Origin of the sequence: Ohtaekwangia sp. (genome assembly GCF_036786105.1) — a bacterium.
GTDB lineage: Bacteria > Bacteroidota > Bacteroidia > Cytophagales > Cyclobacteriaceae > Ohtaekwangia.
Window position 1 is genome coordinate 25,126 of record NZ_DAIQRQ010000039.1, and the last position, 23,090, is coordinate 48,215.

At 43.4% G+C, this 23,090-nt stretch carries 18 protein-coding genes and 4 tRNA genes; 6 read left to right on the top strand and 16 right to left on the bottom strand.

Translation table 11 applies throughout. From position 1 onward, the window contains the following. Positions 1-33: 33 nt before the first annotated feature. The 15 genes from rpoC to recF form a co-directional block, all read right to left on the bottom strand. Positions 34-4,344 carry a DNA-directed RNA polymerase subunit beta' gene (gene rpoC / locus V7Q33_RS15620; protein ID WP_331974331.1) on the bottom strand — a complete coding sequence of 1,437 codons (4,311 nt, stop codon included), beginning with the start codon at positions 4,342-4,344 and terminating at the stop codon, positions 34-36. A 101-nt stretch (positions 4,345-4,445) separates the two neighbouring features. Continuing rightward, positions 4,446-8,318: a DNA-directed RNA polymerase subunit beta gene (gene rpoB, locus V7Q33_RS15625; RefSeq protein ID WP_333820431.1), complete on the bottom strand. Its 3,873-nt coding sequence runs from the start codon at positions 8,316-8,318 to the stop codon at positions 4,446-4,448. 161 nt (positions 8,319-8,479) lie between these two features. Beyond that, a complete protein-coding gene (rplL, locus tag V7Q33_RS15630; RefSeq protein WP_331974335.1) occupies positions 8,480-8,860 on the bottom strand; it encodes a 50S ribosomal protein L7/L12 in 381 nt (126 codons plus the stop codon). A 37-nt stretch (positions 8,861-8,897) separates the two neighbouring features. After that, on the bottom strand, positions 8,898-9,431 hold the full coding sequence (rplJ, locus tag V7Q33_RS15635; protein WP_333820432.1) for a 50S ribosomal protein L10: 534 nt from the start codon (positions 9,429-9,431) through the stop codon (positions 8,898-8,900). 11 nt (positions 9,432-9,442) lie between these two features. Beyond that, on the bottom strand, positions 9,443-10,141 hold the full coding sequence (rplA, locus tag V7Q33_RS15640; protein ID WP_333820433.1) for a 50S ribosomal protein L1: 699 nt from the start codon (positions 10,139-10,141) through the stop codon (positions 9,443-9,445). Positions 10,142-10,149: 8 nt separating this feature from the next. Continuing rightward, on the bottom strand, positions 10,150-10,593 hold the full coding sequence (rplK, locus tag V7Q33_RS15645) for a 50S ribosomal protein L11 (protein ID WP_333820434.1): 444 nt from the start codon (positions 10,591-10,593) through the stop codon (positions 10,150-10,152). A 7-nt stretch (positions 10,594-10,600) separates the two neighbouring features. Beyond that, complete coding sequence (nusG, locus tag V7Q33_RS15650; RefSeq protein ID WP_333820435.1) at positions 10,601-11,158, bottom strand: transcription termination/antitermination protein NusG; 558 nt, start codon at positions 11,156-11,158, stop codon at positions 10,601-10,603. Between the two features lie 12 nt (positions 11,159-11,170). Beyond that, entirely contained in the window at positions 11,171-11,362 is a 192-nt protein-coding gene (gene secE, locus V7Q33_RS15655; protein WP_333820436.1) for a preprotein translocase subunit SecE, read from the bottom strand. Positions 11,363-11,407: 45 nt separating this feature from the next. Next, positions 11,408-11,480: transfer RNA gene (locus V7Q33_RS15660), tRNA-Trp, on the bottom strand. 226 nt (positions 11,481-11,706) lie between these two features. Continuing rightward, entirely contained in the window at positions 11,707-12,894 is a 1,188-nt protein-coding gene (gene tuf, locus V7Q33_RS15665) for an elongation factor Tu (protein WP_333820437.1), read from the bottom strand. A 206-nt stretch (positions 12,895-13,100) separates the two neighbouring features. Continuing rightward, positions 13,101-13,172 (bottom strand) — tRNA-Thr (locus tag V7Q33_RS15670). 85 nt (positions 13,173-13,257) lie between these two features. After that, positions 13,258-13,330, bottom strand: a tRNA-Gly gene (locus V7Q33_RS15675). Positions 13,331-13,335: 5 nt separating this feature from the next. Then, a tRNA-Tyr gene (locus V7Q33_RS15680) sits at positions 13,336-13,418 on the bottom strand. Positions 13,419-13,629: 211 nt separating this feature from the next. Further along, complete coding sequence (locus tag V7Q33_RS15685) at positions 13,630-13,932, bottom strand: DUF721 domain-containing protein (protein WP_331978412.1); 303 nt, start codon at positions 13,930-13,932, stop codon at positions 13,630-13,632. A gap of 45 nt (positions 13,933-13,977) precedes the next feature. Next, on the bottom strand, positions 13,978-15,096 hold the full coding sequence (gene recF, locus V7Q33_RS15690; RefSeq protein WP_333820442.1) for a DNA replication/repair protein RecF: 1,119 nt from the start codon (positions 15,094-15,096) through the stop codon (positions 13,978-13,980). A gap of 73 nt (positions 15,097-15,169) precedes the next feature. Between recF and pdhA the strand changes: the two genes are divergently transcribed. The 4 genes from pdhA to ribH all read left to right on the top strand — a co-directional run bounded on the left by pdhA (position 15,170) and on the right by ribH (position 18,023). Continuing rightward, entirely contained in the window at positions 15,170-16,213 is a 1,044-nt protein-coding gene (gene pdhA, locus V7Q33_RS15695) for a pyruvate dehydrogenase (acetyl-transferring) E1 component subunit alpha (protein WP_331978408.1), read from the top strand. Positions 16,214-16,304: 91 nt separating this feature from the next. Beyond that, the gene (locus V7Q33_RS15700; RefSeq protein WP_331978406.1) at positions 16,305-16,994 is read left to right on the top strand and encodes a tetratricopeptide repeat protein; all 690 of its coding nucleotides are present in this window, start codon (positions 16,305-16,307) and stop codon (positions 16,992-16,994) included. Between the two features lie 26 nt (positions 16,995-17,020). Next, positions 17,021-17,284 carry a hypothetical protein gene (locus V7Q33_RS15705; RefSeq protein ID WP_333820438.1) on the top strand — a complete coding sequence of 88 codons (264 nt, stop codon included), beginning with the start codon at positions 17,021-17,023 and terminating at the stop codon, positions 17,282-17,284. Between the two features lie 271 nt (positions 17,285-17,555). Continuing rightward, a complete protein-coding gene (gene ribH / locus V7Q33_RS15710) occupies positions 17,556-18,023 on the top strand; it encodes a 6,7-dimethyl-8-ribityllumazine synthase (protein ID WP_331978402.1) in 468 nt (155 codons plus the stop codon). 124 nt (positions 18,024-18,147) lie between these two features. On the opposite strand, the gene icd is transcribed toward ribH, so the two are convergent. Beyond that, entirely contained in the window at positions 18,148-19,374 is a 1,227-nt protein-coding gene (gene icd / locus V7Q33_RS15715; protein WP_333820439.1) for an NADP-dependent isocitrate dehydrogenase, read from the bottom strand. A 142-nt stretch (positions 19,375-19,516) separates the two neighbouring features. Here icd and V7Q33_RS15720 point away from each other — a divergent pair, with 142 nt between their 5' ends. Both V7Q33_RS15720 and clpB read left to right on the top strand, forming a co-directional pair. Beyond that, positions 19,517-20,098 carry a CAP domain-containing protein gene (locus tag V7Q33_RS15720; protein WP_333820440.1) on the top strand — a complete coding sequence of 194 codons (582 nt, stop codon included), beginning with the start codon at positions 19,517-19,519 and terminating at the stop codon, positions 20,096-20,098. A gap of 154 nt (positions 20,099-20,252) precedes the next feature. Further along, positions 20,253-22,871, top strand: a complete 2,619-nt coding sequence (gene clpB / locus V7Q33_RS15725; protein ID WP_333820441.1) for an ATP-dependent chaperone ClpB — start codon at positions 20,253-20,255, stop codon at positions 22,869-22,871. Positions 22,872-23,090: the final 219 nt, after the last annotated feature.

The following is a 23,090-nucleotide window of genomic DNA, read 5'->3' on the forward strand; positions in this document are numbered from 1 at the left end:
CACATCCGCAGATTGTTTTATTCAGCATGCTGATTAATCCTGGAGTTCTTTCTCGCGATCGCGAGTTCTTTCCGGAGCATTAACCAATGTATTGTACTCATCCTTATGCGTCACGATCAGATCGCCAAACTTGCGTTGACCGGTACCCGCAGGGATCAAGTGACCAACGATTACGTTTTCTTTCAAGCCGTTCAACCAGTCGGTTTTACCACGGATAGCGGCTTCGCTAAGTACCTTGGTAGTTTCCTGGAAGGACGCTGCTGACAACCAGCTTTCAGTTTTCAACGATGCCTGGGTTATACCCTGAAGCGTTGGTCTTGAAACCGCAGCCAATGCATCGCGAACTTCTACCAGTTTCTGATCTTTTCTACGCAATACAGAATTTTCATCTCTGAGCTCGCGCGCTGTAATGATCTGACCTGGTTTCAGTGATTGAGAGTCACCAGCATCTACCACAACTTTCTTGTCGAGGATCTGGTCGTTATCTTCTCTGAACTGAAGTTTATCAACATATTCGCCCGGAAGGAAGCTGGTGTCTCCCGGATCGATGATCTCAACTTTTTGCATCATCTGGCTTACTATCGCTTCGATGTGCTTATCGTTGATTTTCACACCTTGCAGACGGTATACTTCCTGAATTTCATTCACGAGATATTCCTGAACAGCAGTCGGACCTTTGATCGACAAGATATCCGAAGGTGTAATTGAGCCATCAGAAAGTGGTTGGCCAGCTTTCACGAAGTCGTTGTCCTGAACAAGGATGTGTTTTGACAGCGGTACGAGGTAACGCTTCTGAACACCATCACGAGACTCGATAAAGATCTCACGGTTACCACGTTTAATACCTCCGTACGTAACAACACCATCGATCTCACTTACTACCGCCGGATTAGACGGGTTACGTGCTTCGAACAATTCTGTTACACGGGGCAGACCACCGGTGATATCGCGTGATTTACCCATTGTACGAGGGATCTTTGCCAGTACCTGACCAGCTTTGATCTTCTCACCTTCGTCAACCGCCAAGTGAGCTCCTACCGGAATGTTATATCCTTTTGTATCTGTTTTACCTTTTACTACGATCGCAGGGTTCTTGGTTTTATCACGTGTTTCAGTAATAACTTTTTCACGGTGACCAGTCTGTTCATCAGATTCCTCTTTGAAAGTAACACCTTCGATGATCGCTTCGTATTCGATCGTTCCATCAAACTCAGACAAGATCACAGCATTGTAAGGATCCCAGAAGCAAAGCTCCTCGCCTTTTTCAACTTTCTGTCCGTCCTTTACTTTCAAGAAAGCACCGTAAGGCACGTGGTTCGTGATCAGCACTCTGGTTTTCTCATTATCCACAATTCTGATTTCACCTGTACGACCCATTACTACCTGAATAGGATTATTATCATTATCAGTTGTGTCTATTGTACGAACACCTTCAAATTCAAGTATACCGCTGAATTTCGCTTTGATGTTGGCATCAACAGCGATGTTTGATGCAGTACCACCCACGTGGAATGTACGGAGTGTAAGCTGTGTACCAGGTTCACCGATAGATTGCGCTGCAATTACACCAACCGCTTCACCAGTTTGTACCATTTTACCAGTAGCCAGGTTACGGCCATAGCATTTCGCACAACCTCCTACTTTAGATTCGCAGGTAAGCAGTGAACGAATCTCCACTTCTTCTATTGCTGTATCTTCGATGAGCTTCGCCAATTCATCAGTAATTTCTGAATTAGCAGGGCAGATCAACTTATCAGAGATAGGATCATAAATATCATGTACGGTTACACGACCAAGGATACGCTCTGACAGAGGCTCAACGATATCTTCGTTGTCCTTCAGGGCCGTAACTTTCAAGCCGCGCAATGTTCCACAATCTTCTTCGCTAACCACGAGATCTTGAGCAACGTCTACCAACCTACGTGTTAAGTAACCGGCGTCCGCTGTCTTCAACGCAGTATCAGCAAGACCTTTACGTGCACCATGTGTAGAGATAAAGTACTCTAACACGTCAAGACCTTCTTTAAAGTTTGAAAGGATCGGGTTCTCAATGATCGAGCCTACTGAACCAGCGAGGTTCTTTTGAGGTTTCGCCATCAGACCGCGCATACCACCCAACTGACGGATCTGCTCTCTCGAACCACGGGCACCAGAGTGCATCATCATGTAAATCGAGTTGAAGCCTTGCTGGTCTTCTTCCAATTGCTTCATCAGTGTATTGGTCAGCAACGTGTTCGTACGAGTCCAGATATCGATTACCTGGTTATAACGTTCGTTGTCTGTGATAAGACCCATCATGTAGTTATTCCAAACTGCATCAACTTCTTCCTGTGCACCAGCAACAAGTTTCTCTTTTTCAGCAGGAACTTTCACATCGTTCAAGCCCATTGATAAACCACCTTTGTAAGCCATCTGAAATCCGAGTTCTTTGATATCATCAAGGAACTTCGCTGTTTTAGATTGGCCTGCTATCTTATAGATATCAGAGATGATTGTCTGAAGTTTTTTCTTCGTAAGAAGTTCATCCACGAAACCAACTTCTTCCGGAACAAACTGGTTGAAGATTACACGTCCAGCGACAGTGTCGATCATTTTTACTACCAGTTCGCCAGTTTTCTTATCTTTTACTGTAGCACGAACTTTAATATTAGCGTGCTTGGAAAGTCTTCCTTCATTGAAAGCAACTACTACCTCTGCAGCTGAATAGTAACGCTTGCCTTCACCTTTGATCGGATGATCAGGCGTGCCTTTTCTTCCTTTGGTAAGGTAATACAGTCCCAACACCATGTCTTGTGATGGTACTGTAATAGGCGCACCGTTAGCCGGGTTAAGGATGTTGTGCGATGATAACATCAATAACGAAGCTTCCAGGATTGCTTCCTGTCCAAGCGGAACGTGAACCGCCATCTGGTCACCGTCAAAGTCAGCGTTAAACGCCGTACATACGAGCGGGTGGAGCTGGATAGCTTTTCCTTCGATCAGCTTAGGCTGGAATGCTTGTATACCAAGTCTGTGGAGTGTTGGAGCGCGGTTCAAAAGAACAGGATGTCCTTTCAATACGTTTTCCAAAATATCCCAGATCACCGGATCTTTTCTGTCAACAATTTTCTTTGCTGACTTCACAGTCTTCACGATTCCTCTTTCGATCAGCTTGCGGATAATGAATGGTTTGAACAATTCTGCCGCCATATCTTTTGGCAGACCGCACTCGTGCAGTTTCAATTCAGGACCAACCACAATTACCGAACGACCAGAGTAGTCAACACGCTTACCAAGCAAGTTTTGACGGAAGCGTCCTTGCTTACCTTTCAGCATATCGCTCAATGATTTCAACGCGCGGTTTCCATCGGAACGAACAGCGTTTACTTTGCGTGAGTTATCAAACAGTGAATCAACAGCTTCCTGGAGCATGCGTTTCTCGTTACGGAGAATTACTTCAGGAGCTTTTATATCGATCAATCTTTTCAGACGGTTGTTACGGATAATAACACGTCTGTAAAGATCATTCAAATCAGATGTGGCAAAACGACCGCCATCCAGTGGCACCAGCGGGCGCAACTCCGGAGGAATAACCGGAACCATCTTAATCACCATCCACTCAGGCTTGTTCTCAATACGAGTTTTAGCATCGCGGAAAGCTTCAACCACTTTCAAACGCTTCAAGGCTTCTGCCTTACGTTGCTGTGATGTATCGGTTGCTGCCTGGTGTCTCAGCTCATAAGAAAGCGTATCAAGTTGTGTTCTTGACAAAAGCATTTCCAGAGCTTCAGCCCCCATCTTCGCGATGAACTTCTTTGGATCGTTGTCATCCAGCAATTGGTTCTCGCGTGGAAGTTTATCGATGATATCGAGGTATTCTTCTTCTGTCAGGAAGTCAAGACGGTTCACACCATCTTCTTCTTTAATACCTGGCTGAATTACTACATAACGCTCGTAGTAAATGATCTGATCGAGCTTCTTCGTAGCAAGACCAAGCAGGTATCCAATTTTATTAGGCAATGAACGGAAATACCAGATATGTGCTACTGGTACAACTAATTCAATGTGGCCCATGCGCTCGCGTCTTACTTTCTTTTCGGTAACTTCTACACCGCAGCGATCGCAGATGATGCCCTTATAGCGAATACGTTTATACTTTCCGCAATGACATTCCCAATCCTTCACAGGACCGAAAATACGCTCACAGAACAATCCGCCCATTTCAGGCTTATACGTTCTATAGTTAATAGTTTCCGGTTGTGTTACTTCACCATGAGAGCTTTCCAGAATAGATTCCGGAGAAGCCAGACTGATGGTGATCTTGGAGAAGTCGTTGTTGATCTTTTTATTTTTTCTGAAAGACATGCTTCAAGAGTTTTTCAGTTTACTAAATGATTATAAGTCGAAGTCGGAAAGTCGGAAAGTCCGTTTACTAAATATAGTACGGACTTTCCAGCTTTCGGACTTTAATCCATCGTGATCTCGAGTGCCAAGCCTCTGAGTTCGTGCACTAATACGTTGAACGACTCAGGAATATTTGGTCTGCGCATATTCTCACCTTTCACAATCGCTTCGTAAGCTTTTGCACGGCCAATCACATCGTCTGACTTGATGGTAAGGATCTCTTGCAGGATGTTCGAAGCGCCAAATGCCTCGATCGCCCAAACCTCCATCTCTCCGAAACGCTGACCACCGAACTGAGCTTTACCACCAAGCGGCTGCTGCGTGATAAGTGAGTAAGGTCCGATAGAACGTGCGTGCATCTTATCATCCACCAAGTGGCCGAGTTTCAGCATGTACGCCACACCTACAGTTACTGGCTGATCAAACTTATCACCTGTCAAACCATCGTATAGATACGTTCTTCCATAAGGAGGAAGACCTGCCTCTTTCAATTCTCCCTGTACTTCATCAAGTGATGCCCCATCGAAGATCGGTGTTGCATACCTGCGGCCGAGCTTCAATCCTGCCCATGCAAGTACTGTTTCGTAGATCTGCCCCAAGTTCATACGCGATGGTACACCAAGCGGGTTCAAGCAGATGTCTACAGGCGTTCCGTCTTCAAGGAATGGCATATCTTCTTCACGAACGATACGTGCCACAACCCCTTTGTTACCGTGGCGACCTGCCATCTTATCACCCACTTTCAGTTTACGTTTCTTAGCAATGTAAACTTTGGCAAGCTGTACGATACCTGTAGGAAGTTCATCTCCTACCTCCAATGTAAAGCGTTCGCGCTTGAACTCACCAGCGTAGGTGTTACGCTTGATGATATAGTTTTTCACCATCTGACCGATGAGCTCATTTGTATGCTCTTCAGACGTCCAGTTTTCCAGGCTAACATCCGAAATCAGGTTAACTTCTTCCGGTACGTTATAATTGCTTTCATCACGGTAGATGTTCTTATCAGGGAACAGGTTGTTCTCGATAACTTTTGCAGAGAACTTCACACCCTTGCTTACCAATTCATCACCGAATTTATGCTTCACACCGTTGCTGGTCTTTCCGTTCAGCAGTTGTGTAAGCTTCTTGATCATCTCCTCACGAAGATCGCTCAATTGCTTGCTGTATTTGCTCTTCAGTGCATCAAGCTCTTTCTTAGATTTCGTGCGAACATCTTTGTCACGCTTCGGTCTTGAGAAGAGTTTTGTATCGATAACTACACCTTTCAATGATGGAGGTGCTTTCATAGAAGCATCTTTCACATCACCAGCCTTATCGCCAAAGATGGCACGGAGAAGTTTTTCTTCCGGCGTAGGATCTGTTTCTCCTTTCGGAGTGATCTTACCGATAAGAATATCACCTTCACGAACCTCAGCACCAACACGGATGATACCATTCTCATCCAGGTGCTTCACCGCTTCTTCGCTTACGTTCGGTATCTCAGAAGTAAGTTCTTCTTCACCGCGCTTCGTATCGCGAACTTCCAGTTCAAATTCTTCGATGTGTATAGAAGTATATACATCGTCTTGAACAACCTTCTCAGAGATTACAATCGCATCCTCGAAGTTGTAACCTTGCCATGGCATGTACGCTACCAACAGGTTGCGTCCAAGCGCAAGCTCACCGTTTTGCGTTGCGTATCCCTGACAAAGAGGTTGTCCTTTTACCACTTTCTCACCCTTGCGAACAAGCGGCGTTAAGTTGATACAGGTATCCTGGTTTGTCCTTCTGAATTTGATCAGATTGTAAGTTCTGAATTCGTCATCAAAGCTTACAAGACGTTGTTCATCAGAAATCTCGTATTTAATTACGATCTTCTTCGCATCTACAAAGTCAACAACACCCTCACCTTCAGCCAAAATCAGCGCACGTGAATCCAATGCTACACGGCCTTCAAGACCAGTACCTACAATCGGTGCTTCGGGCCTCATCAAAGGCACAGCTTGGCGCTGCATGTTCGATCCCATCAATGCACGGTTTGCATCATCGTGCTCCAGGAATGGAATCATGGAAGCAGCTACCGAAACAATCTGATTCGGAGCAATATCCATATACTTCAGGTCTTTCGGTTCAATTACCGGGAAGTCACCTTCAAAGCGAGCTTTGATTTTCTCATCAATAAACTCACCAGTGGCTTTGATCGGTACCTTAGCCTGAGCGATATAGTTTGTATCTTCTTCCTCTGCAGTCAGGAATACTACAGGGTCTTTCACCTTCACTTTACCGTTTTCGACTTTACGGTAAGGTGTTTCAATGAAACCCATTTTGTTCACTTTTGCGTGAACGCAGAGCGATGAAATCAATCCAATGTTCGGACCTTCAGGAGTCTCGATCGTACAGAGACGTCCGTAGTGCGTGTAATGCACGTCACGAACCTCGAAACCTGCACGCTCGCGGGAAAGACCACCAGGGCCGAGTGCCGACATTCTGCGTTTATGTGTAATCTCAGCAAGTGGATTGGTTTGATCCATGAACTGAGACAACTGGTTCGTTCCAAAGAATGAGTTTATCACAGAAGACAATGTACGAGCGTTGATCAGATCAACCGGCTTGAAGTCTTCATTATCGCGAACATTCATTCTTTCTTTGATGGTTCTCGCCATGCGGGCAAGACCTACACCAAATTGAGAATACAACTGCTCGCCTACTGTACGTACACGTCTGTTGCTCAAGTGATCGATATCATCGACAACTGCTTTTGAGTTGATCAAACCGATCAGGTATTTCACAATAAGGATGATATCCTCTTTCGTCAATACACGCTGATCGGAGCTGATATCAAGACCGAGTTTCTTGTTGATTCTGTAACGACCAACTTCACCAAGGTCATAGCGCTTCTCAGAGAAGAACAAGCTGTTAATAATATCGCGAGCCGTCTGCTCATCCGGAGCTTCAGTATTCCTCAACTGACGATAGATATATTCAACCGCCTCTTTTTCGGAGTTGGAAGTGTCTTTTGCCAGTGTATTGAATATGATGTTATAGTCAGCAATGTTGATATCATCGCGGTGCAGGATGATTGATTTCACTCCTGACTCAACAATTATATCTACATCTTCTGCTGCAATAGTATGATCACGCTCTAACAACACTTCGTTACGATCGATAGATACCACTTCACCAGTATCTTCATCCACGAAGTCTTCAGTCCAGGTCTTCAACACACGCGCAGCGAGTTTGCGACCTACAGTTTTCTTGAGCGTATTTTTGTTTGCTTCAACTTCTTCAGATAAACCGAAGAGGTCGAGTATATCTTTATCCGAACCGTAACCAATAGCACGTAACAATGTAGTTACAGGGAATTTCTTTTTACGATCGATGTACGCATACATTACCGCGTTCACATCGGTAGCGAATTCAATCCACGATCCTTTGAATGGGATGATTCGCGCTGAGTACAATTTAGTACCGTTTGTGTGTTTGCTCATCGCGAAGAACACGCCTGGTGAGCGGTGCAATTGAGATACAATAACACGCTCTGCACCATTGATTACAAAAGATCCCTTTTCGGTCATATATGGAATATTGCCGAGGAATACTTCCTGCTCTATGGTTTCAAAATCTTCATTATCCTCATCGTTGCAAGTAAGACGAAGCTTAGCTTTCAACGGCACGGAAAAGGTCAATCCACGATCGATGCACTCATCTACGGAATACTTCGGTGGATCAATCGTATAGTCTACAAACTCTAATACAAAGTTTTCGCGCGAATCACTTATCGGGAAGTTCTCAGCAAAAACCTTGTATAAGCCTTCATTTTGTCTTTTTTCGGCCGGAGTTTCGATCTGTAAGAAATCTTTGAAAGACTGGAGTTGAAGGTCCAGAAAATCCGGGTATTCGAGGATCTTCTCAATTCCTGAGAAGTCGATTCTACCGTTAATAGTCTTCTTTGCCAAGGTGTTTAACGTTTAAGTTCTTTGTCCTGGACGGCGAACAATAAAGAGAAATACAAGTTCGAGTACAAATAGGAATAGACCCTGTCCCTCCCGATCAATGATCAGGACAGACACAGGGTCTAACCGAAGCTGTCAGACGGTACTCTTCGTCTGCAAGAAGATTACTTCAACTCAACTTCGGCACCAGCCTCAACAAGTTGCTTCTTCAGGTTCTCAGCTTCGTCTTTTGGTAAGCCTTCTTTGATAGTTTTAGGTGCACCATCAACTACATCTTTAGCTTCTTTCAAGCCAAGACCAGTAAGATCTTTCACCAATTTCACAATTTGAAGTTTGTTAGCTCCAGGAGCTTTCAATACTACATCAAAGTTAGTTTTTTCAGCAGCAGCTGCGCCACCACCGGCAGCACCACCCGCAGCAGGTCCAGCTACTACAGCAGCAGCAGGTTCAATGCCATAGGTTTCTTTCAGGTAAGAAGCCAGTTCGTTAACTTCTTTAACAGTGAGTTCAACGAGTTGATCTCCGAGTGCTTTAATATCAGCCATTTTCGTAAAGTTTAATTAAGTTCTTGTTGTTAATAAATTATTTAGATCCGCGTTCTTCCAATGCTTTTACCAAGCCAGCCACGGTGCTTTTTCCGCTCTGAAGAGCAGAAATAACATTTTTGGCAGGAGATTGAAGCAATGCAATAACATCGCCGATGAGCTCATTCTTAGATTTCAGCTCGCTCAGCATAGTGAGGTTCTCATCACCTATGAAAAGGTCTGAGTTAATGGAAGCTGCTTTCAAAACAGGCTTGCCTTCGAGCTTCAGACGAAACTCTTTAATCACTTTTGCCGGAAGATTACCTGCTTCTTTAGAGAACAATACTCCTGAGAAACCATGTAATGCGTTGAACAAAGGTGAATAGTCAGTACCCTCCTGTTTCTCCAATGCTTTACGAATCAATGTGTTCTTGTACACTTTGTATTCGATGCCGCTTTTGAAGCACAGTCTTCTGAAATTATTGATCTGCTCTACGGTAAAACCGCCGGCATCAGTAATGTAGAAGTGGGCGTTGTTGGCAAACTTCTCTGAAAGCTCTTCGATAATTTGTGCTTTTTCTTCTCTGGTCATGTCTTTAAATCTTAAATGCCAGCAATCGAATTCTTGTCAACTGCTATACCCGGGCTCATTGTAGTTGAAATAGTGATGCTTTTGAAGTAATCACCCTTCGCTGAAGCCGGTTTTAGCTTAGCAACAACATTGATCATTTCTGCAGCATTGTCCCGGATTTTATCAGCCGAGAAGGAAGCTTTACCAATGCCCACATGGATGATTCCTTGTTTATCAATTTTGAAGTCGATTTTACCCGCTTTAACTTCTTTCACGGCTTTACCAACTTCGAGCGTAACAGTTCCTGATTTAGGATTTGGCATAAGGCCTCTTGGACCAAGTACTTTACCAAGTTTACCAACTTTTGCCATTACAGTAGGTGTACAGATTATCACATCGATATCTGTCCAACCACCTTCAATTTTCTGAATATAATCATCCAGACCAACGTGATCTGCACCGGAATCTTTAGCTTCCTGAACTTTGTCAGGAGTACAAAGTACCAATACACGAACCGTTTTACCAATACCATGTGGTAATGAAACCACTCCCCGCACCATTTGATCTGATTTTTTAGGATCTACACCTAAACGAATGTCAAGATCAACAGAAGCATCAAACTTTGTGAAAGTAATATCTTTCAACACTTTTGCTGCATCTTCCAGAGAATATTCCTTCTCAGGGTTGTATTTCGCAAGGACCGCTTTTCTGTTTTTAGAAATCTTCGCCATCGCTGTGATTATTTATCCCAAGGGGGAGTTCCTGATATTGTTATACCTAAGCTTCTTGCAGTACCAGCCACCATTTTCATAGCTGACTCAATTTTAAATGCATTGAGGTCTGGCATTTTAGTTTCTGCAATTGTCTTCACCTGATCCCAGGTGATCGCGCCAACCTTTGTACGGTTAGGTTCTGCTGAACCCTTCTGTTTCTTAGCGGCATCCAAAATCAGGATTGCAGCGGGAGGAGTTTTTATTACGAAGTCAAATGACTTATCGTTATAAATACTGATCAATACGGGCAACACCTGACCGGGTTTATCCTGCGTACGTGCATTGAATTGCTTGCAAAAGTCCATGATGTTAAGACCTTTGGAACCCAACGCAGGACCGATCGGAGGTGCCGGATTTGCCGCTCCACCTTTTACCTGTAATTTCAGATAACCAATTATTTCTTTTGCCATGTTATCTTTATTCTAACTTTTCTACCTGCATATAACTCAATTCAACCGGAGTATTCCGGCCGAATATTTTCACCATTACATTGAGTTTCTTTTTGTCTTCAAAAATTTCCTCAACGCTTCCGGTAAATCCGCTGAATGGACCATCCATTACTTTTACTGATTCACCTTTAATAAATGGTGTCTCGAGTTTTTCCTCGAGTTCGTCAATCTCATCAACTTTACCGAGAATCCGGTTAACCTCTGATTGACGAAGAGGTACAGGATCCTTGGAAGCCCCGGTGCCGTTGTTACCGAGAAAACCGATCACTCCTGGTATACTATTTACCGCGTGAAAGGCTTCTCCATTCGAGAGATCTGCAGAAAGGAGAATGTAACCCGGAAAGAAGTTGCGCTCACGAACACGCTTCTTACCGCCTCTCATTTCATATACTTTTTCAGAAGGGATCAACACCTGAGGAATAAAATCCAGCAGCTTTGAACGCTCGATCTCAGTCTCAAGGTAAGATTTTACCTTTTTTTCCTGGCCGCTAACGACCCTGAGAACATACCATTTCAGCTCGGGCATTGACTTCTATAATTAAAATTCTCTATAAAACCACTGAAGACCGGTTTTGAAAACCCAGTCGATTGCGCCAATCACAAGGGCAAAGATGGTTGATGCCACCAATACCAGGATTGCACTACCCTGCAATTCGCTGTATTTGGACCAAGTTACTTTGTTCTTGATCTCATCCCAGGATTCTGCCAAATAGGTTTTTAACTTCTCCATTGATTTTCAAGTTTTTTGTAGAAGCTTCTGCTTCCTTTACTTCTGCACGGGTGGAGAGACTCGAACTCCCAGCCAACGGTTTTGGAGACCGCTACTCTACCAATTGAGCTACACCCGTTTATTTCTAACCTTTGGATTCAGCTCTTGACCGGAAACTCCATCCATGAACTGTTCCTTATATAAATCCCTTTTTTGACGCTTTAGCCGGAACCTGCTCAAACCCTTGAGCCGCATCCAAATACACTCAGCCCAAAAAGGGACTGCAAAAATAGAAGATTCACAAGGAAAATAAAAGCGTTCTTGAAAAATTCTCCAAGAACGCTTTCTTATTATAAATCAGACGATTAGTCCAAGATTTCAGTTACCTGACCAGATCCTACGGTACGGCCACCTTCGCGAATCGCGAAACGAAGACCTTTTTCCATAGCGATTTTGTTGATCAACTCTACTTCAATAGAGATGTTATCGCCAGGCATAACCATTTCTACACCTGCAGGAAGTTTCACTTCACCTGTTACGTCAGTTGTACGGAAATAGAACTGAGGACGGTATTTATTAAAGAATGGAGTGTGACGACCACCTTCTTCTTTAGACAATACGTAAACTTCAGCTTTGAATTTAGCGTGAGGCTTTACTGAACCAGGCTTACAGATAACCATACCTCTGCGGATTTGCTCTTTTTCAATACCGCGGAGCAGAAGACCTACGTTGTCACCAGCTTCACCTCTGTCGAGGATCTTGCGGAACATTTCCACACCTGTGATTGTAGACTTCAGGTTTTCAGCACCCATACCAAGGATTTCTACTGCATCGCCAGTGTTAACAACACCTCTTTCGATACGACCTGTGGCCACTGTACCACGACCCGTGATCGAGAATACGTCTTCAACAGGCATCAAGAAATCTTTATCGATAAGACGAACTGGAAGAGGAATGAATGTATCAACTGCATCCATCAATTCTTCAACTTTAGCAACCCATTTTGGTTCGCCGTTAAGAGCTCCTAAAGCAGAACCTCTGATAACAGGCATAGTATCGCCAGGGAAGCTATAAGCAGACATCAATTCACGAACTTCCATTTCAACGAGGTCTAACAATTCAGAATCGTCAACCAAATCTACTTTGTTCATGAATACTACAAGAGCAGGTACACCTACCTGACGAGCAAGAAGAATGTGCTCGCGAGTTTGTGGCATAGGACCATCAGTAGCAGCTACCACGAGGATAGCACCGTCCATCTGAGCAGCACCAGTAACCATGTTTTTCACATAGTCAGCGTGACCTGGACAGTCTACGTGAGCATAGTGACGGTTAGCAGTAGCGTACTCAACGTGTGAAGTGTTGATTGTAATACCGCGTTCTTTTTCTTCAGGAGCATTGTCGATTGAAGAGAAGTCGCGCATAGAAGCGAGACCTTTAGATGCGAGAACTTTAGTAATCGCAGCAGTAAGAGTAGTCTTACCGTGGTCAACGTGACCGATAGTACCCACGTTAACGTGTGGTTTCGAACGATCAAAATTTTCTTTAGCCATATTTGAAAATCCCAGTTAAAAGTTTAAAATTATTAGTGTTATGAAAATTTGTTGCTTATTCATGAAGCCCGGCCTTCTGCCAAACTAACACCCTGAACATTTTAAGCCTTTCGAAAAGGGTTATTCATTATGTCTATGAATGCTGACAGCCGTGATTCGCTACTTCGCGGCGCTTATTGCCAAACATTTCATTTTTGTTTCGAGAGAGCTGTTGATGAGGATTGAACTCACGACCTCTTCCTTACCAAGGAAGTGCTCTACCACTGAGCTACAACAGCCTAGTAGCCATTATATGTTATCCGTTATCGTCAACCGCATTTTTACGACCAACGGAAACGATTAACGAATAACGGCTCAAAAGAGAGCGGGAGACGAGGCTCGAACCCGCGACCTATAGCTTGGAAGGCTATCGCTCTACCAACTGAGCTACTCCCGCGTTAGTGGGGGAAATAGGATTCGAACCTATGAAGTCATAAGACAACAGATTTACAGTCTGTCCCAGTTGGCCGCTTTGGTATTCCCCCTTAATTATTTTCCATTCTTCCCATAACCGGTTTATTACGGCTATATGAACTAATGGTGCTTCAGAATTTCTTAGAACTATTCCGTTTTCAGCGCTGTTTTCCCAGCCCTTTTAAAAACAGGAGTGCAAAATTATACGCTTTTCTACTTTTTCAAAACTTATGCAGAGAATTTCGAAAATTCTTTCGCGAGAAAAGTTCAAATTATTGTGAATCACATTGGAATAATCTCTGTGATAACGCCTTCTCCGAATTCTTTCCGGAACGTTTCAAGCACTTGGGCCTTATGGAGGGAGAAATCTTTGCGCATAGTCGGCGAGTCGAATTCAACAAAAAGCACTTTATTCTTTATAAATAATTTTTTAGTCCGCCTGGCAATCGGTTTACCCACAACCCGTTCCCAGGAGTCTATCAGATTTGCTTCATCAAATTTAGAAGTAAGGCGATAGGAATTCAGCAGATCACGGATTGCTTCTCCAACGGATTGAGCCTCACCTCCTCTATATTTCTTTGACATGCTGCAAATATACAATGGGTTTTATTCGATTTGTTTCTCTTGTCCTTATGAAGAAACAGAGTTATTGACGGGAGTGACATCGCCTTTATTAACAGAAAACACGAAGGCCGGAACTTGGATTGACCGGAGCAATTCGCCCGTTCGGTCGGGGCGGGCATCCGTAATAAAGAGCTGGCCCAGCTCACTTTTCATCAATTCCAAGAGCTTTGCAATTCGGAAATCGTCAAGCTTATCAAAAATATCATCCAGTAATAAGATCGGTTTAAATCCTTTTGCTCTCTGTACTATTTCAAATTGTGCGAGCTTCAGCGCTATAACAAATGATTTTTGTTGGCCCTGCGATCCCAGCTTTTTTAAATCGCCATTCCCTAGTGTAAAAAGATAGTCATCGCGGTGGATACCGAACGAGGTGCGTTGCAGCATCACGTCTTTCTGACGATTCTTTATCAAGCCCTCTTCAAAGCTTTTGTCTTTCAATTCGGAAGCATACTCCAAATCGGTCACCTCATCCTCTCCTACTATATATTGAAAGTATTTTCTGAATACAGGCAAAAATTCTTCTGCAAAAGAAAATCGCCTGGTGTAGATCAATTTACCTACGCGAATAAGTATTTGATCGTATAATTCCAGTGCAAGCCAATCGGGTGTTCCTCGTTCCTGAAACATACGTAGTAAACTATTTCGTTGCTTCAGCGCCTGATTGTATTGCATAAGAGCCTCAAGGTAAGTCTTATCAAGCTGAGAAATAATGCTATCGAAAAACTTCCTTCGGGCTTCACTGCTTTCGCGAACAAGCTCTACATCATCGGGTGCTATGAGTACTACCGGGTATTTCCCAATGTGATCGCTCAGTTTTTGGTAATCTGCTCCTTCTTCCCGAAAAGTCTTTTTGGTACCAGTCTGAACGGAGCTCATCAGTTCATAAAACTTTCCAGCTTTGTTGAACTTTCCTTTAATCATAAAAAAGGGTTGCCCAATCATAATACACTGGGCATCGGAAGAAGCAAAGGCGCTCTTTGTAAAAGACAGCGAATAAATTGCATCAAGTAAATTGGTCTTTCCGCTCCCGTTTTTTCCTACTAAAACGTTTACGGATGGCGAAAAGCGGACATTAGCTTCCTGGTAGTTTTTAAAATTCAGCAAATGAAGTTCATCCAGGTACATGAGGAATTGCCTTGAAAGTTTGGCTAATGTTCGTTGGGGGGTTATTTTCGCAGCTCGGATCAAAAATAGGGATATGCCTGCTACAACAAAAGCCAAGAATGAGCCCGCCGTGGCGAAGAAGAGTGATTCAACTGAATTCTCAAAAGAAACCTACCTGTATTGGTATGAGAGTATGCAACTGATGCGGAAGTTCGAGGAGAAAGCCGGTCAGCTTTACGGTATGCAGAAGATCAAAGGATTCTGTCATTTATATATAGGCCAGGAAGCATGTGCCTCAGGCTCTGTTTCGGCTTTACAAAAAGGAGATAAGTATATTACAGCGTATCGCGACCACGGTCATCCATTGGCTTTGGGAACAGACCCTAAGGCTATTATGGCCGAGCTTTACGGTAAAGAAACCGGAACCACGAAGGGTAAAGGTGGTTCTATGCACATCTTTGACAAGGAGCATAATTTCGTGGGTGGCCATGGTATTGTAGGTGCTCAGGTTCCACTGGGTGCTGGTATCGCTTTCGCTGAAAAATACAATAAGACTGGCAACTTGTGCATCTGCTATATGGGTGATGGCGCTGTGCGTCAGGGTGCTTTTCACGAAGCATTAAACCTGGCAATGCTATGGAAATTGCCTGTGATATTCGTGATTGAAAATAATGGATACGCTATGGGTACTTCTGTTCAGCGTACCTCTAACGTTCATGAACTGTACACGCTGGCAGAAGCATACGATATGCCTGCAGAGCCTGTTGATGCTATGCGTTGCGAAGATGTTCACAATGCTGTTTCGCGCGCTGCAACACGAGCCCGTGCTGGTGAAGGTCCTACCTTACTGGAATTCAGAACCTATCGCTATAAGGGTCACTCGATGTCGGACCCTCAGAAATACCGGACGAAGGATGAAGTTGAGCAGTACAAGCACCGTGATCCGATCGAGGTTACTCGCAAAACTATTCTTGACAAAAAATTCGCAACGGAGAAAGAACTCGAAGACATTGACAATAAAGTAATTGCACAAGTGGAAGAGAGCGTGAAATTTGCAGAGGAATCGAAATTCCCTGATCCTTCTGAGGCGCTGACGGATGTTTATGTACAGAGTGACTATCCATTCATCATGGACTAATCACTTGTCTCTGTGCAGTTTGTTTAGTATGATCTAATTTGTAGTTTTGCGCCCTCCCGTTAAATCAGGAGGGCGCAATTTTTAAATAACAATGGCAAAAAAAGTAGAACACAAGCACGAGTTGCTGGAAAACCCGGAAGCAATCAAGCACAAACTCGAAGATGCTGAAAACTGGGTAGAGAGTAATCCTAAGACCATTATTGGTATTGCTGCGGTAATCCTTCTGGCAGTAGGTGGTTATTTTGCATTCCAATATTATAAAGGAACTCAAAATGATGCTGCTCAAAAGGAAATGTTCCAGGCCGTTTATTATTTCGAGCAAGATAGTCTGGACCTCGCCCTGAACGGTGATGGAAACAACCTCGGTTTCCTGGCTATCATCGATGATTATGGGGTGTCTGAAGCCGCCAATCTTTCAAATTATTATGTGGGTGTTATTTACCTGAAGCAAGGTAAATTCAGCGCAGCACGTTTATACCTGGAAGATTTCAGCTCTAACGATCTTTTGGTTCAAGCCCGCGCTTACAGCCTGATTGGTGATACTTATATGGAGGAAGAGAAGTATGAAGATGCTGCCAAATACTATAACAAAGCAGCAAACTATAAATCCAACAAATATTTCTCGCCTGCCTATCTGATGAAAGAAGCCCTCGCTTATGAGAAGCTTAACCAGAACGATAAAGCAAAAGAAGTTTACGACAAGATCATTAATGAATACTGGGAATCTGCGGAATACCAGAATGCCCGCAAGTTCAAGGCTAGACTGGAAAGCAATTCATAATAAGATTTTATTTTAACTTTACAGGGATGGAGATAAACTCCATCCCTTTTTTGTTTATGGATGCCTCGCAACTTAGAAGAGAGCTGCATGAGTATATTGATCAGGCAGATGAACGGATAATCAGGCTTATGCATGGTATGCTCAAGGCTGATCAGGAGCTTCCTGCTGACCAAAAAGCCTTGTTGGATGAACGCTTAAAAGAATATTATTCACACCCTCGCGAAGTACTGACGTTGCAAGAAATGCAGGCAAAATATTCATCCAAGAATGAGCCAGGAAGTAGTATTTAGCAGAGGAGCTGATCTTGACATTTTTGAATCAATTCAATGGTATAATGAGCAGCGACCAGAGCTTGGTAATATATTTTTTGACCGAATAATTGAAAAAGTAAAAGTAATAACCGACAACCCTAAGCTCTTTAGCATCCGATATGAAAATGTGTATTGTGCAGCACTTGATCAATTCCCCTGTCTGATTCACTACAAATAGTTGTTATCGCTGTGTTACATACGAAGAAAAATCCAACACACTGGAAGCAAAGAATATCACAAAAATAAATTTATGGCCGGACCACTTAAATCGGGAAAAGTAAAAACCAACATCAATCTCTCCAGAAAGAAATTTGCGATTGTTGTTGCTGAATGGAATTCAGAAATAACAGAAGCACTGTATTCCGGAGCTGTTGAATCGCTTATTAAAAATGGGGTAAAGAAGAGTAACATTATTCGTAAAACTGTGCCAGGCACTTTCGAACTTACACTCGGTTCGTTGTGGGCTGCAGAAGATAAGCAGGTTAGCGCGGTTATCAGTTTAGGTTGTGTTATCCAGGGAGAAACACCTCATTTCGACTATATATGCCAGGCTGTAGCGTATGGCATTACAGAGGTAAATATCAAAACCAGGAAGCCGATCATCTTTGGTGTACTCACCACGTTGAACAAACAACAGGCGATGGATCGTGCGGGTGGTAAATATGGCAACAAGGGCGAAGAAGCTGCATTGACGGCTATATCTATGCTGACCTTCTAAAACATCTGCCACATTCTATAAATAAGCAAAGTCGGATTGAGTCCGGTGTCGTAAAATCAATGCTAACAAAAAAGCCACCTCAATGCAAAGGTGGCTTTCTTATATACTTGTTAAACTTTATTGCTTAGAAATTCTTCACAATCTCCTGAGCAAACTCAGAGCATTTCAGCAATGTAGCACCTTCCATCAGGCGGTGGAAATCGTACGTTACCTTCTTCGAAGATATTGCACCTTCCAAGCCTTTAATGATCAGGTCTGCAGCTTCCTGCCAGCCCATATATTCGAGCATCATTACACCTGAGAGAATTACAGAACCCGGATTTACTTTATCCTGACCTGCATACTTCGGTGCTGTGCCGTGTGTAGCTTCAAATATAGCGTGACCTGTTTTGTAGTTGATGTTACCACCCGGAGCGATACCAATGCCACCTACAATCGCTGCAAGTGCATCAGAAATATAATCACCATTCAGGTTCAAGGTTGCTGCTACTGAATATTCATCTGGTCTCAACAAAATCTGTTGCAGGAATGCATCTGCAATAGCATCCTTGATGATCAGCTTATGGCCATCTTTTTCAATGATCTGCCATGGACCGCCATCCAGATCTTTAGCACCAAATTCTGTTTTCGCCAGTGCATATCCCCAATCACGGAAACCACCTTCAGTAAATTTCATGATGTTGCCTTTGTGTACAAGCGTTACACTCGGCTTCTTGTGCTGTAATGCATATTCGATTGCAGAACGCACCAAACGTTCGGTACCTTCTTTTGATACTGGCTTAACACCAATAGCCGTTGTTTGTGGAAAACGAATTTTCTTGTACAACTTCGAGAAATTCTCTTCAAAGAACTTCAGAAATTTTTTGTTGTCGTCAGATCCTTCCTGGAACTCGATACCAGCATATATATCTTCCGTATTTTCGCGGAAGATGATGGTGTCTGTTTTGTGCGGTTCTTTTACCGGTGAAGGAACTCCCTTGAACCAACGTACCGGGCGTACGCAGGCATATAGATCAAGCTCCTGGCGAAGGGCAACGTTCAATGAACGGATACCACCTCCTACCGGAGTTGTAAGAGGACCTTTAATTCCTACGAGATATTCTTTAAAAACTGTGAGCGTTTCATCGGGCAGCCAGTTACCTGTTTTATTGAAAGCTTTCTCTCCTGCCAATACTTCTTTCCAGTTGATTTTCTTTTTTCCACCGTAAGCTTTTTCAACAGCTTTATCGAACACTAATTTAGATGCAGGCCAAATGTCTACACCGGTTCCATCACCTTCGATGAATGGGATGGTCGGATTATCAGGAACGTTGAGCTTACCGTTGCTGATGCTGATTTTCTGATCGCTCATTGTACTTAAAATGTTTTAATGTTTTTGCGTGTTAAGGTGTTTTGTAGGGCACCTACCCTGAATTTGGGCGCGGAAAATTAAAAAATAAAGGTCACAAATGAAGATATTTTGTATTTCTATCGTTTAACCCTGAAAATATTATATGAAATCGATTGTAATGGCCTTATTCCTTTTCCTGGTGCTCACTGCGTTTGACCAGCGCAGGCCGGTAGCCAACGAATCTATCTGCTTGTCGCAGGAGGAGATGAAGTTATACGACCTCATCATGGAATATCGGAAGAGCAAAGGATTGGAGCCTATATCATTGTCATCGAAGCTCACAAAAGTAGCGCAGGTACATGCACGCGATCTTACCGACAACTATACATTTGATCCCGACAACAAATGCAATCCACACAGTTGGTCGAAGAAAGGCAAATGGACTTCCTGTTGTTATACCAGCGATCATAAACAATCTCAGTGTATGTGGGACAAGCCGAAAGAGATTGCTGACTATCCTTCGCAAGGATTTGAGATCGCCTACTGGAGCTCCAGCGGAGCCACAGCACAGGAGGGTTTGGCCGGGTGGAAGGTAAGCTCCGGGCACAATCCTTTATTGATAAACTCTGGCATCTGGAGTAAAGTAAAATGGAAGGCGATAGGTGTTGCCTTGTATAAAGAATACGGACTGGTTTGGTTTGGCGAAGTAACAGATCCGGAGACGCCCTCGCTCTGCAATCAATAATTGTTATAACCTATTCTGCTGATCACAAGACTGCCTGGTTTCAGGTCAAAACGACCGAACTATATAATTCTACAAGCTCATTTGAGTGCCAATTTTTCAGAAAAGGTGCTCAGGTTTATTTTTTGTTAAAACGAACCGGAGGATTTTGAATACCATGAACTTCGAAAAATTTACTATAAAATCGCAGGAGGCATTACAGAAATCCGCTGAAATAGCCACCAGCAATCAACAACAGGCCATTGAACCTGGCCATATATTAAAAGCCATTCTTGAAACAGATGAAAATGTATCGGGCTATCTATTTAAAAAACTGAACATCAATGAAAATATTCTGAACACTAAACTTCAGGATATTCTCAACGGCTATCCGCGTGTTTCCGGTCAGCAACCGTACTTGTCATCCACTACTAATACTGTATTGCAAAATGCAGAAAAGGAGTTACGCGAATTTAAAGATGAGTATGTTGCCATTGAGCACTTATTACTCGCGTTGTTAGCTACAAAAGACAAGGCATCGTCTGCCATGAAAGATGCAGGCTTTGAACGTGCATCGCTTATCAAAGCAATCAAAGAACTTCGCGGAGGATCGAAAGTGACTGATCAAAATGCAGAGGCAAAGTATAAATCACTGGAGCGCTATTCCAAGAACCTGAATGAGCTTGCAAAAGACGGCAAGATCGATCCTGTAATTGGTCGCGATGAAGAAATCAGACGCGTACTCCAAATATTATCACGAAGAACAAAGAACAATCCTATACTGCTGGGTGAACCAGGCGTAGGTAAAACAGCCATTGTTGAAGGTATGGCACAGCGCATTGTAGATGGCGATGTTCCGGAAAATTTGAAAGATAAAATTCTGGTGTCGCTTGATATGGGTTTGCTCGTGGCAGGAGCCAAATACAAAGGTGAATTTGAAGAACGTCTGAAAGCAGTTATCAAAGAAGTAACGGACTCTAATGGACAGATTATTTTGTTCATAGACGAGATCCACACATTGATCGGTGCCGGTGGTGGTGGCGAAGGCGCGATGGACGCTGCTAACTTATTGAAACCGGCGCTGGCACGTGGCGAACTGCATGCTATTGGTGCTACTACGCTCAAAGAATATCAGAAGTATATAGAGAAAGACAAAGCACTTGAGCGCAGGTTTCAGGCGGTAATGGTAGATGAACCTTCGGTTGAAGATTCTATCTCTATACTTCGCGGCATAAAAGATAAGTATGAACTGCATCACGGTGTTCGCATCAAAGACGATGCTGTTATTGCTTCGGTAGAGTTATCGAGCCGCTATATCAGCGACCGTTTTCTTCCTGACAAAGCAATAGACCTGATGGATGAAGCTGCTGCCAAACTCCGCTTGGAAATGGATTCATTACCGGAAGAACTTGATGAGCTCAATCGCAGGATCATGCAACTGGAAATTGAGCGCGAAGCGATACGCCGGGAGAGAGATCGTGAGAAAGAATCCATCCTCAGCAGAGATATTGCAGAGCTTTCTGAACAACGTAATTCTCTTAAAGCTAAGTGGGAAAGTGAGAAGGAAGTAGTACACGGCATACAGAAAGAAAAGGAAAATATAGACAAGCTGAAGTTTGAAGCCGAGCAGGCCGAAAAGGCTGGCGACTATGGAAAAGTTGCTGAAATACGCTATGGCAAAATAACGGAAGCAGAAAAGCGACTGAATGAATTCCAGTTGAAGATGAAAGAAATGCAAGGAGAAAAAACCTTGCTGAAAGAAGAAGTCGACAGTGAAGATATAGCGGAAGTAGTAGCGAAATGGACGGGTATACCGGTTTCCAAAATGCTGCAAAGCGAACGCGAAAAATTACTGAACCTGGAAGAAGAATTGAGTAAACGCGTAGCGGGACAGGAAGAAGCTATTGAAGCATTGAGCGATGCTGTTAGAAGAAGTCGTGCCGGATTGCAAGATCCGAAACGCCCGATCGGTTCATTTATATTCATGGGTACAACCGGTGTTGGTAAAACAGAATTATCAAAAGCGCTCGCGGAATACCTCTTCAACGATGAGAATGCATTGGTGCGCATCGATATGAGCGAGTATCAGGAACGACACAGTGTAAGCCGTTTGATTGGTGCGCCTCCTGGCTATGTAGGTTACGATGAAGGCGGACAACTGACAGAAGCTGTTCGCAGAAAACCATACTCTGTTGTGCTATTGGATGAAATTGAAAAAGCACATCCTGATGTATTTAATATACTCCTGCAGGTGCTCGATGACGGAAGGTTAACGGATAACAAAGGTCGTGTGGCAAATTTTAAGAACACGATTATTATAATGACCACCAATATCGGTTCACACCTCATCCAGGAAAACTTTGAGAAGATAACCGATATCAACTACTTCGATGTATTGGAAACCACGAAGGAAGAAGTATTGGATTTGCTGAAGAAATCTGTGCGCCCTGAGTTTGTGAACCGCATTGATGAAATCATCATGTTCCGTCCGCTCAGCAGAAAAGATGTTCGCAAGATTGTTGATATCCAGGTTAATCTTGTATGCAAGCGTTTGGAAGAGTCTGGCATAAAGCTGGAGATCACCGAATCTGCACGTGAGCGTATCGCCAAACTTGGATTTGATCCGCAGTTCGGAGCTCGTCCGTTGAAACGTGTTATGCAACGTGAAATTCTGAATGAATTATCGAAGCAAATACTGGCTGGGAAGGTTCACAAAGATTCTGTGATACTCGTTGATCTGAAAAATGACACAGAATTTATTTTTGAAAATATAGAGAATGCCGAATTGGTGAATTAGAAAACACATCAATCGAAAAATGAAAGCCATGCAATGCGTGGCTTTTCTTTTTTTAATACAACTGCTAAATATTCAGCGCAATGCAATATGAACCAAGTATATGCGTCTACTGTTATAGTATTAGGTTTAAGGATTGGTGATCCCGACTTCCCGGTCGGGACGATGTTGGTATGAGGGGTTTGGTTTAAGCCCCGGGGTGGTTCCCGGGGCTTTTGTTTT

Excerpts from the sequence above, each read along its gene's own strand:
- V7Q33_RS15700 (WP_331978406.1), top strand. The coding sequence starts at position 16,305 with ATGGCAAAAAAAGTAGAACACAAGCACGAGTTGCTGGAAAACCCGGAA.
- tuf (WP_333820437.1), bottom strand. The coding sequence starts at position 12,894 with ATGGCTAAAGAAAATTTTGATCGTTCGAAACCACACGTTAACGTGGGT.
- pdhA (WP_331978408.1), top strand. The coding sequence starts at position 15,170 with ATGCCTGCTACAACAAAAGCCAAGAATGAGCCCGCCGTGGCGAAGAAG.
- rplL (WP_331974335.1), bottom strand. The coding sequence starts at position 8,860 with ATGGCTGATATTAAAGCACTCGGAGATCAACTCGTTGAACTCACTGTT.
- V7Q33_RS15705 (WP_333820438.1), top strand. The coding sequence starts at position 17,021 with ATGGAGATAAACTCCATCCCTTTTTTGTTTATGGATGCCTCGCAACTT.
- V7Q33_RS15720 (WP_333820440.1), top strand. The coding sequence starts at position 19,517 with ATGAAATCGATTGTAATGGCCTTATTCCTTTTCCTGGTGCTCACTGCG.
- icd (WP_333820439.1), bottom strand. The coding sequence starts at position 19,374 with ATGAGCGATCAGAAAATCAGCATCAGCAACGGTAAGCTCAACGTTCCT.
- secE (WP_333820436.1), bottom strand. The coding sequence starts at position 11,362 with ATGGAGAAGTTAAAAACCTATTTGGCAGAATCCTGGGATGAGATCAAG.
- recF (WP_333820442.1), bottom strand. The coding sequence starts at position 15,096 with ATGTACCTGGATGAACTTCATTTGCTGAATTTTAAAAACTACCAGGAA.
- rplJ (WP_333820432.1), bottom strand. The coding sequence starts at position 9,431 with ATGACCAGAGAAGAAAAAGCACAAATTATCGAAGAGCTTTCAGAGAAG.
- clpB (WP_333820441.1), top strand. The coding sequence starts at position 20,253 with ATGAACTTCGAAAAATTTACTATAAAATCGCAGGAGGCATTACAGAAA.
- V7Q33_RS15685 (WP_331978412.1), bottom strand. The coding sequence starts at position 13,932 with ATGTCAAAGAAATATAGAGGAGGTGAGGCTCAATCCGTTGGAGAAGCA.
- rpoC (WP_331974331.1), bottom strand. The coding sequence starts at position 4,344 with ATGTCTTTCAGAAAAAATAAAAAGATCAACAACGACTTCTCCAAGATC.
- nusG (WP_333820435.1), bottom strand. The coding sequence starts at position 11,158 with ATGCCCGAGCTGAAATGGTATGTTCTCAGGGTCGTTAGCGGCCAGGAA.
- rplA (WP_333820433.1), bottom strand. The coding sequence starts at position 10,141 with ATGGCGAAGATTTCTAAAAACAGAAAAGCGGTCCTTGCGAAATACAAC.
- rplK (WP_333820434.1), bottom strand. The coding sequence starts at position 10,593 with ATGGCAAAAGAAATAATTGGTTATCTGAAATTACAGGTAAAAGGTGGA.
- ribH (WP_331978402.1), top strand. The coding sequence starts at position 17,556 with ATGGCCGGACCACTTAAATCGGGAAAAGTAAAAACCAACATCAATCTC.